The sequence below is a fragment of the Salmonella sp. SG203 genome (assembly GCF_013350575.1).
In the GTDB taxonomy this organism is placed as follows: Bacteria; Pseudomonadota; Gammaproteobacteria; order Enterobacterales; family Enterobacteriaceae; genus Salmonella; species Salmonella enterica.
Window position 1 is genome coordinate 1 of the sequence record NZ_SNMT01000076.1, and the last position, 1528, is coordinate 1528.

Sequence of the window (1528 nt, forward strand, 5' to 3'; positions counted from 1 at the left end):
GGTGATACGAAATGCTGCGGATATCTGATTCCTGTCCACCCAGCCCTGTTGTTGCATGCACCAGTACGCCACCAGAATGTACATAGGTTCACCGGTATGCTGACGGACAGCTGGCGGAATAAAACAGGTGTCATGGTTACTCTGTTGCGGGTACAGAACATTGCTGTCTGTTCCCTTCATTTTGTCAGGTGATTTTCCGGATGTCATAACGGCGACTCCTTCAGGTTAAAGAAGACCCGGCAGATAACCAGGCTCCCGCCTTATTTTATTTTTATATTCAGGTGTGGCTTTCTGGTCAGTAGTAGTCGATGTCCACTTTCACACGCTGAGTGAAATTTCCGGTTTTTATGGTGGCCCCGGGGGCTTTCTCCAGCTCGGCAGAAAACGTGTTCGAGGACACTTCTGAGGTGCTGTTTAAACCGATAATGTCACTGTAGCTGCCAAAAACTGCGTCCTTTGATAATTTCATGTCCCTTATTCTCAGGCGCAGTCCGTTCTCATTCCCCTCTTCGTTTTTCAGATAAATATATTGATTATCAACTCTCCCCGGACCTTCAGGAGTGAATTTAATGGCGAGCCTCAGGTCCAGGTCGTTATAACTGGTGGTGGTATCAGGAAAGCCGCAGCCCGGGTTGTACTGTGCCTTTATCGTGAAGGACTGTCCCTGCGGAAGGGTGCCGTCATAGTCTTTGGTTGTGGCTCCGCTGTAAACACGGTTAAACCTGACCACCGGCGGAATGGTGACCTTACCGATACAGGTCGGCAGGTACCACAGGGAGGCTAAGGTGGATTTGTACTTGATGCTCGGATAAATGTCAGAGTCTTTCCCCACACCCCATATCAGCCTGATGGCTCCGTCAGGTGATTCAGGAAGACTGATTTTCAGGGCCCGGGTTACCTGTTCTTTGACATACAGTTCCACCGTCATGGTGAAGGTCTGCTTTCCGGTACTGAGGTGGGATTCATCTTTTCCATAAACTTTGCTCACCGGGTAAAACTGGCTGCTGCTGTCATTCGGTGTCCATATACCACTCGACCCGGATGATGCTATCCTAAAACGCATGGCAAGGCCGGCTTTAGCCAGTGTGTTCTGCAGATCCTGAAAATAATGGTCCTTTATTGTGGCCGCCAGCGCAGCCTGGAAACCGAGAGCGTTTGGTCTCGCGGCCTGGCAGATAAATGACTGTACCGGGAAGGTATAGGAATACAGGACGCTCCCCACAGCCGGAAGCGAGCCCTGCTGGAACACGATTGGCGTCGGGAGGGTAAAGTTGATATTGCCTCCGGACAGCGGCTCGCTTATCCCACACCCGAATTCTGCAGCAGCCCTGGCCACTGCAGGACAGAACAGCGGCATGATTAACAGCGATAACATCAGGCTGCGTACCGTCCGGACAGACCACCGGCGGCGTTCATGTGTACAGATGATTTTCATAACAGTATTCCCGTTACCTGGTCAGGCGTACTCACTGACTGTCAGTGTGTTGTACTGTATCAAACGTGCACTGCCCGGTCCGGCAGCGGTAAT

Annotated in this window: 2 protein-coding genes; both read right to left on the minus strand. The window is 51.4% G+C overall.

What is annotated here, in order from left to right:
- Positions 1-207, minus strand: a 207-nt coding sequence (locus tag HV477_RS27810; RefSeq protein WP_175065740.1) for a CaiF/GrlA family transcriptional regulator, incomplete at its 3' end; no start/stop codon positions are given.
- 88 nt (positions 208-295) lie between these two features.
- Positions 296-1375 (minus strand): hypothetical protein, encoded by a 1080-nt coding sequence (locus HV477_RS27815; RefSeq protein WP_175065741.1) that lies wholly within the window; start codon positions 1373-1375, stop codon positions 296-298.
- Between the last annotated feature and the right edge of the window lie 153 nt (positions 1376-1528).

What these genes read in the sequence shown, in the direction of transcription:
- HV477_RS27815 (WP_175065741.1), bottom strand. Translation starts at nt 1,375, where the DNA reads ATGTTATCGCTGTTAATCATGCCGCTGTTCTGTCCTGCAGTGGCCAGG.